We start from the raw sequence: 7,541 nt of genomic DNA, 5'->3' as shown, positions 1-7,541 counted from the left end.
GTTCGTGGGCGATACTGGGATCGAACCAGTGACCTCTTCCGTGTCAGGGAAGCGCGCTACCGCTGCGCCAATCGCCCCAGAATGATCCGCAAAAGCGGATTCCGGGTTTTCACCGAGGTGGGTACGGGATTCGAACCCGTGTATACGGCTTTGCAGGCCGCTGCCTCGCCTCTCGGCCAACCCACCATGCGGGAGCGTGAACTCCCGGACAGTGTCTTGCGAGCGGACGACGAGATTCGAACTCGCGACATCCACCTTGGCAAGGTGGTGCTCTACCAGCTGAGCTACGTCCGCACTATCAGTCGACGCCTGGCCCATGAGGCGGTGCCAGCCGCTTTCCAACGAAGAAAAACTCTATAGGACTCGAGGCCCAATGACCAAATCCTGGGCGGTGTGGCGCGCCGTCGCAGTGGATTGGCGTTCCCGGCTGTGATGGACTAGAGTTTCTAAGCGTTGCGAAACGCAAGGGCGATTGGCGCAGTGGTAGCGCGCTTCGTTCACACCGAAGAGGTCACTGGTTCGAACCCAGTATCGCCCACCCTTGCGAAACCCCCGGCTGAACAGCAGAAATGCTGGACTGGCCGGGGGTTTTCCTGTTTCCGGGCCCGTTCCCCAGGCGGGCCGGGAAAAGAATGTCGGCACGCTATGGGAGAGTGAAAGACATGACCACACCACTGCTGGCCCGGGCCACTGACGCCGGACGGATGTACGCCCGGAGCACCGGGGAAATGCCGATCGTCCCCTCCATCACGACCGTGATCGGCCAGCAGCCACACGGCTTGGACGGCTGGTTCGGATACATGGGCGCCAATGCCCTGGCCAAGGACCCCGTGCTGTCCACGGCTCTCGGGAATTCCTCGAAGATGAGACAGGCCGTGCAGCGTGCGGCCAACGCCGCGGCCGACTACCGGGACGCGGCCGCGGAGCGTGGTGATCGCGTCCACGGATACTGCGAGCAGATCGCGTTGCGGGCATTGGACCGTGAACACGACGTCGAGGGCGCCCGGGAATTGCTCAGCCAGAACGGGGAGAGTGCCTTCGCCGATCGTTTCGACGAGTGGTGGGACACCTTCAAGGTCAAACCCCTTGCTCCTGAGATCACGGTCTGGAACCACGAGGTCGGCTATGCGGGGACGTTGGACCTGGTGGCCGAGATCAATGGCAGAGTCTGCCTGATCGACTACAAGACGAAAGGCACCACTCGCGACGGCCAGGTGAAACCGCTGGATGACAAAGTGGTCATGCAGCTGGTGGCGGGGATGAAGGCCGAAGAGAGCCTGCTCGATCCCGAGGCGGGGGAGTGGGAGGCCTGGAAGTATGGCGAAACCCCCTTGCTGATCGCCGTCGCGGTCGGTGAAACCGAAGTGCGTCCGCTACGAGCCAACCCCGATGTGCTCAAGCACCACTGGTGGAAGTTCTGCGCTCTTAAGAGGGTGTGGCAGATGAACCACGACCTCGCCGGATCCAGCTCTGCGCTTCTGCCGCTGGCGCCGCCACGGGGCTGAACAGCTCCGTAGCCTGTTGTGTGGCCGCGCTGCCGCACGGCGCTGTGGGTGTCCAACGCGGCTGGGCGGCTCACTACAATGAAAGGGCCCCCGCGGGCCTGCCATCCGTCAGCACTTTCAAGGAGGAACCCTCCATGGCCGTTCTCGGCATCAGAACCCTCGGAGACCCTGTTCTCCGGACCAGGGCGGAAGAGGTCGCTCAGATCACTCCCGCAGTCCATCAACTGGTGGACGACATGCTGGAAACCATGGAGGACGTGCACGGCGCAGGCCTTGCCGCACCGCAGGTGGGTGTCGCTCAGCGCGTCTTCACCTTCAACATCGACGGTGTCAAAGGGCATGTGATCAACCCGGTCCTCGTCAACAGTGAGGACCACCAGCCCGACGAGCAGGAGGGCTGTCTTTCGGTGCCCGGCATCGCGGCGCCGGTCCGGCGGTTCCGGCGGACCACCGTGCGGGGCATCGACCGGGACGGCCGGCCCGTGGAGCTTGACGCCGAGGGGATGCTGGCCCGCTGCTTCCAGCACGAGACGGACCACCTGGACGGCATTCTGTTCATCGACCGCTTGTCCGGGGATGAGCGCCGGAAGGCTCTGAGAGCCTTGCGCAGCGGCGAGTACGACGCCGCGGAGCGTCAGACGCGCGAGCGGCGCGCCGGCACCGTGGCCTCGGCATTCGGCAAGGCGCCAGGATCCGACGACCAGCGGGAAACGCCGCGCGGAGCGTTCGGGCAGGCCCTGTGAAGGTCATCTTCGCGGGAACGCCCGCCGTCGCGGTCCCTTCCCTTGACGCCTTACGCGAGGCGGGGTTCGACGTCGTCGCCGTGCTCACCCGTCCTGATGCACCACTCGGGCGTAAGCGCGTCCTGACGCCCTCGCCGGTGGCACAGCGTGCGGAGGAACTCGGCATCGACATCATCAAGGCGTCCCGGATCACCCCTGACATCACGGAACGGATCAGGAGCAGCGGCGCCGAAGTCGGTGCGATCGTCGCGTACGGAGCGATTCTGCCGGGCCATGCTTTGAGCGCAGTGAAGCACGGCTGGGTGAATCTTCACTTCTCCCTTCTGCCGGCGTGGCGGGGCGCCGCCCCGGTGCAGCACGCCATCATCAACGGAGACGACATCCTCGGCGCCTCCACCTTTCTCCTGGAAGAGGGACTGGACACTGGCCCCGTGTACGGGACCATGACCGAGAACGCCCGTCCGGAGGACACCAGCGGCGAGGTACTCGAACGGATGTCCCGTAGCGGTGCCGTGCTTCTGGCGCAGACGCTGCAGGCGATCGACACGGGCCGGGAGGAGGCCCGGCCCCAGGAGGGTGCTCCGAGCTTCGCCCCGAAGCTGACTCTCGAGGACGGCCGCCTGAACTGGACCGAAAGCGCCACCGTGCTGCACCGACGGATGCGTGGAGTGACGCCGGAGCCGGGGGCTTGGACCACCCTCGACGGGCAGCGCTTCAAAGTGGGCTCGATGAGCCTGAGGCCTGATATCAGAGATCTGGAGCCGGGACGGCTTCTGCTGAAGGGCAAATCCGTGATCGTCGGCACCGGCAGTCATGGGCTGGAGCTGCTGCAGGTTCAGCCCAGTGGCAAGCGCATGATGGCTGCCGGGGACTGGGCAAGGGGACAGGCTGAGTTGGAGAAGGTGGAATTGGTATGAGCGAGCACCAGGGCGAGCGTGGGCCGCGTCGTGGCGGGGCGTCCGGTCAGCACCATCGCGGACGGGATGGAGTCCGGCGCAACGCGCAGGGACGTGAACGCAACCGTGGCGCCGGCGACGGAGGACGTCAGTTCAGTTCCGCGGCCCCCTCACAGCGCTCCCGCAGGGCGGATCCTGCCCGGCTGACCGCCTTCGAAGTGCTACGGGCCGTCTCCGGGGCGGATGCGTACGCCAATCTGGTGCTGCCGGGTTTGATCAGAGAGCACCGTCTGGGGCGCCGGGACGCCGCCTTCGCCACCGAACTCGCCTACGGGACGCTGAGGGCTCAGGGCAGTTACGACGCCATCCTGGCGGAGTGCGTCGACCGCCCTCTCAAGGCGCTCGACCCCGCGGTCCTGGATGTACTCAGGCTCGGAACCCACCAGCTTCTCGGCATGCGCGTCGCCACACACGCCGCCTTGGACGAGACCGTGGGCCTGACCAGGGCGGTGATCGGAGCCGGTCCCTCGGGGCTGGTCAACGCCGTGCTCCGCAAGGTCAGCGTCAGGAGCCTCGATGAGTGGCTGGCTGAGCTGACGGACCGGAACCCGGACGCCATCGAACAGCTTGCCTTGCGGTTCGCCCACCCGTCCTGGGTGGTCAGAGCACTTCGCCAGGCCTTGGTCGGTCATGGCCGTGAAGTCGGTGAGATCGAAGATCTTCTCACTGCGGACAATGAGGCTCCGGTGGTCAACCTTGTGACCTTGCCCGGGCTCGGGTCTGCGGAGGACCTCGCGGACAGTGGAGCCGAGGAAGGCCCCCTGGTCCGGGACTCCTGGCTCTCCTCCGGCGGGGACCTCTCGCGGATCGAGGCGGTGCGGCGCGGCACCGTGCGCGTTCAGGATGTGGGGTCTCAGCTCGTCGCCCGTGCTCTGGCCGCGGCGGAGACCACAGGAGTCGACGGCGGCGCCGAGCGCTGGCTCGATCTGTGCGCAGGGCCTGGTGGCAAGGCTGCTCTCCTCGGCGCGCTGGCCGCACAGGAAGGTGCATCATTGCTGGCCAACGAGGCGCAGGAACACCGGGCGGAACTCGTGCGCAAAGCCTTGTCGGCGGTTCCCGGTGACGGGTGGAGCGTACGGACCGGCGACGGTCGTGCCGTGGGCGAGGAACTGCCCGGTCACTTCGACCGCGTGCTGGTCGACGTGCCCTGCAGCGGCCTCGGCGCCCTCCGGCGTCGTCCCGAGGCCCGGTGGCGACGTACCCCCGGCGATGTCGCGGAGCTCGGGCCGCTCCAGCGCCAGCTGCTGGACTCCGCCCTGGACGCCACGCGTTCCGGCGGGGTGGTGGCTTATGTGACGTGTTCACCGCATCTGGCGGAGACCCGCACGGTCGTGGACGACGTCCTCAGGAAGCGGAGCGATGTCGAAGCTCTCGAGGCAGGGACCGTTCTGGACTCCGTTGCCCTGCCGGACACCCTCGCAGCGGGTCATGGACACTACGCACAGCTGTGGCCGCATCTGCACGGCACGGACGCCATGTTCCTGGCTCTCCTGCGCAAGAAGTGACCACGTCCTCCCGTCCGTCCACCCGATCTGAGCAGAATCTCGCAGAGCCGTCACCCAAAGGAGCCTCCATGCGCTGCTGTATCAACCCCAGCATCCTCTCCGCCGACTTCGTGAACCTCCAAACCGAGTTGGAGCGGATCTCCACCGCGGACGCCGTTCACGTGGATGTCATGGACAACCACTTCGTCCCAAACCTCACGCTCGGCCTGCCCATCGCGCAGAGGATCCAGGCCGTGAGCCCCATCCCCTTGGATGCGCACCTCATGATCGAAGATCCGGACCGTTGGGCACCCTCCTATGCGGATGCCGGGCTGGCGTCGGTGACCTTCCACGCTGAGGCCGCGACGGCGCCGGTGAAACTCGCCCGGGAATTGCGCGCGCGAGGCGCCAAAGCGGGGTTGGCCCTGCGCCCGGCCACGCCGGTGGAGCCGTATCTGGATCTGCTCGGTGAGTTCGACATGATCCTCGTGATGACGGTGGAGCCCGGTTTCGGCGGACAGTCGTTCCTGGACGTCACGCTCCCGAAGATCCGCCGGACCCGCGAAGCCATCGATGGCAGTGGTGCTGCGATCCAGCTCCAGGTTGACGGGGGAGTGACGGAGGAGACCATCGTGCGGGCTGCCGAAGCCGGAGCGAACGTCTTCGTCGCGGGCAGTTCCGTCTACGGGACGCCGGACCCGGCCGAAGCCATCAGCGCCTTGAGAGCCAAGGCAACAGGTGTTCTCGCCCTGAAAGGATGATGAGGAAATATTTCCTCCCGCCCCGGGAATGAAGTCGCTGCCCCGGGACTTATGACACTATGGAAGACAGCCTCCGCTCGTTGAAAGACGGCGGCGGTGCTTACTACAACGTTTGAATAATCGTGCTCCGGGGTCGGTGAAAGTCCGAACCGGCGGTCATAGTCCGCGACCCGTCAGATTCTCTGAATCGGACGGTTGAACCGGTGGAATTCCGGTACCGACAGTTAAAGTCTGGATGGGAGAAGCACGAACGCAAGCCACGGCTTTAACGCCGTGCGCCCTTGTCGTCACCCCGGAGCCGCCGCGGTTCACTGGAAAGGGTGAGACATGGACCTTCTGCGGTGGCTCTTCGACGCGCAGATCCCCGTCGCTGGGACGGCTCTGCTGCTACGCGAAGTCCTTGGAAATCTATTCGGTTTGGCCAGCGCCCTCGGCGGCATGCGCCGCCGCGTCTGGGCATGGCCCATCGGCATCATCGGCAACCTTCTGCTTCTGACGGTGTTCCTGGGCAATGTATTCGGTGCGGAAGCCCCTGCGACGCTGTGGGGTCAGGCCGGACGCCAGATCATGTTCATCACGGTCTCGGTCTTCGGCTGGGTCCGTTGGAGGCAGGGTCTGCGTGATGCTGACAGCCACGGTGTCGCCATCACACCTCGCTGGGCGACGCCGAAGACGCGCATCGCGCTCGTGATCACACTGTTGCTCGGCACCGGTCTGCTGACGCCGCTCTTCGGCCTGCTCGGCTCCTATCCGCCCGTCTGGGCGGACGCCTGGACATTCGTCGGATCGCTGCTCGCGACCTTCGGAATGGCCAAGGGCTGGACGGAGTTCTGGCTCATCTGGGTGGCGGTCGACATCATCGGGGTGCCGCTGCTGTTCAGTGCCGGGTACTACGCCAGCGCTGTGATGTATATCTTCTACGGTTTCTTCACCCTCACCGGTTTCTTCGTGTGGTGGCGTGCCCAGCGGAGGGAACGGGCCGCCGTCCAGGAGTCGGGCCCGACGGTTGGAGCACGTTCATGAGCCGCCTGGACGAGGTAGCGAGCTGGCGTCCTGCGGCGGAGGACACCGCCATGCGGGAAGCCCTTTCCGCCGCGCTGCATGGCCCGCGAGGGGCCAACCCTCTGGTGGGTGCTGCGATTCTTGATCCTCAGGGACGAGTCGTCATGGTGGGCCACCACCGGGGAGCCGGCACCCCGCATGCGGAGGCGGACGCCCTGGCCCAGGCGAGGGAACAGGGTATCGACGTGCGCGGCGGAACCATCGTGGTGACCTTGGAACCGTGCAATCATCAGGGCCGTACCGGACCGTGTGCGCAGGCGATCATCGACGCGGGTCTTTCCCGCGTCGTGTATGCGATCGACGATCCGCATGATCCCGCAGCAGGCGGGGCCGAAACCCTGCGGGCGGCCGGGCTCCGCGTGGAGTGCGGCCTGCACTCGGAGCAGGCGGCGGCACTGAACGCCCGCTGGCTCCGTGCCGTCGTCGAGCGCCGCCCGTTCGTCACCCTGCACATCGCGCAGACGCTCGACGCGCGCATCGCGGCGGAGGACGGGACCAGCCAATGGATCTCGTCCCCGGAGTCGCTGGCGGACAACCATGGAATCCGCCAGCGCATCGACGCGATCCTGGTGGGAACCGGGACCGTGGCGATCGACGATCCACGGCTCACCGCTCGCACGCCGGACGGTGCCCCGGCCTCCCGGCAGCCGTTGCGCGCCGTCATGGGACTGAGCCCGGTGCCGGGCTCGGCTGCCGTGATCGGCACCGACGGACGGTCCCTGCATCTGCCCACCCGTGATCCCCGGGAAGCGCTCGACATGCTGTTCGACCGCGGCGTCCGGCACCTCATGGTGGAGGGCGGAAGCCGGATCATCAGCGCCTTCCTCGGCGCCGGGCTGGTCGACGAACTCGTGATGTACCAGGCGCCGACCCTCCTGGGCGCGGGCAAGAGTTCCGTCGCCGGAATCGGCGTTCACACCCTCTCCGACGCACAGTCGTGGGACTGGGACCACTCCGACGGCGGTGCCGTCCGTCATCTCGGCCGCGATCTGCGGCTTCACCTTCAGCCGGCCACGGCGGGGAATTGAGG

The 7,541-nt window shown here is 66.5% G+C and carries 7 protein-coding genes, 4 tRNA genes and 1 riboswitch; of the genes, 8 read left to right on the top strand and 3 right to left on the bottom strand.

The window, feature by feature from the left end; translation table 11 throughout:
• Positions 1 to 5 precede the first annotated feature (5 nt).
• From ACIPXZ_RS02925 to ACIPXZ_RS02915, 3 genes are all read right to left on the bottom strand, one after another.
• Positions 6 to 77 (bottom strand) — tRNA-Val (locus tag ACIPXZ_RS02925).
• 38 nt (positions 78 to 115) lie between these two features.
• Positions 116 to 186: transfer RNA gene (locus ACIPXZ_RS02920), tRNA-Cys, on the bottom strand.
• A 35-nt stretch (positions 187 to 221) separates the two neighbouring features.
• Positions 222 to 294 (bottom strand) — tRNA-Gly (locus ACIPXZ_RS02915).
• Between the two features lie 172 nt (positions 295 to 466).
• Here ACIPXZ_RS02915 and ACIPXZ_RS02910 point away from each other — a divergent pair.
• From ACIPXZ_RS02910 to ribD, 8 genes are all read left to right on the top strand, one after another.
• A tRNA-Val gene (locus ACIPXZ_RS02910) sits at positions 467 to 538 on the top strand.
• Between the two features lie 124 nt (positions 539 to 662).
• On the top strand, positions 663 to 1,505 hold the full coding sequence (locus ACIPXZ_RS02905; RefSeq protein ID WP_400590639.1) for a cytochrome: 843 nt from the start codon (positions 663 to 665) through the stop codon (positions 1,503 to 1,505).
• A gap of 134 nt (positions 1,506 to 1,639) precedes the next feature.
• Complete coding sequence (gene def / locus ACIPXZ_RS02900; protein ID WP_400590638.1) at positions 1,640 to 2,248, top strand: peptide deformylase; 609 nt, start codon at positions 1,640 to 1,642, stop codon at positions 2,246 to 2,248.
• Positions 2,245 to 3,165 (top strand): methionyl-tRNA formyltransferase, encoded by a 921-nt coding sequence (gene fmt, locus ACIPXZ_RS02895; protein ID WP_400590637.1) that lies wholly within the window; start codon positions 2,245 to 2,247, stop codon positions 3,163 to 3,165. Before def ends, fmt begins: the two co-directional genes overlap by 4 nt.
• Positions 3,162 to 4,709 carry an RsmB/NOP family class I SAM-dependent RNA methyltransferase gene (locus ACIPXZ_RS02890; protein ID WP_400590636.1) on the top strand — a complete coding sequence of 516 codons (1,548 nt, stop codon included), beginning with the start codon at positions 3,162 to 3,164 and terminating at the stop codon, positions 4,707 to 4,709. Before fmt ends, ACIPXZ_RS02890 begins: the two co-directional genes overlap by 4 nt.
• Positions 4,710 to 4,777: 68 nt before the next feature.
• On the top strand, positions 4,778 to 5,449 hold the full coding sequence (gene rpe, locus ACIPXZ_RS02885; protein WP_400590635.1) for a ribulose-phosphate 3-epimerase: 672 nt from the start codon (positions 4,778 to 4,780) through the stop codon (positions 5,447 to 5,449).
• A 118-nt stretch (positions 5,450 to 5,567) separates the two neighbouring features.
• Positions 5,568 to 5,701, top strand: a riboswitch (FMN riboswitch).
• A 75-nt stretch (positions 5,702 to 5,776) separates the two neighbouring features.
• Positions 5,777 to 6,472: a nicotinamide riboside transporter PnuC gene (gene pnuC, locus ACIPXZ_RS02880; protein WP_400590634.1), complete on the top strand. Its 696-nt coding sequence runs from the start codon at positions 5,777 to 5,779 to the stop codon at positions 6,470 to 6,472.
• Entirely contained in the window at positions 6,469 to 7,539 is a 1,071-nt protein-coding gene (gene ribD, locus ACIPXZ_RS02875; protein ID WP_400590633.1) for a bifunctional diaminohydroxyphosphoribosylaminopyrimidine deaminase/5-amino-6-(5-phosphoribosylamino)uracil reductase RibD, read from the top strand. The genes pnuC and ribD overlap by 4 nt, the downstream gene beginning before the upstream one ends.
• Positions 7,540 to 7,541: the final 2 nt, after the last annotated feature.

It is taken from the genome of Arthrobacter sp. NPDC090010 (genome assembly GCF_044748305.1).
Classification (GTDB): Bacteria; Actinomycetota; Actinomycetes; order Actinomycetales; family Micrococcaceae; genus Arthrobacter_E.
This window is presented reverse-complemented; position numbering and strand designations above follow the sequence as displayed.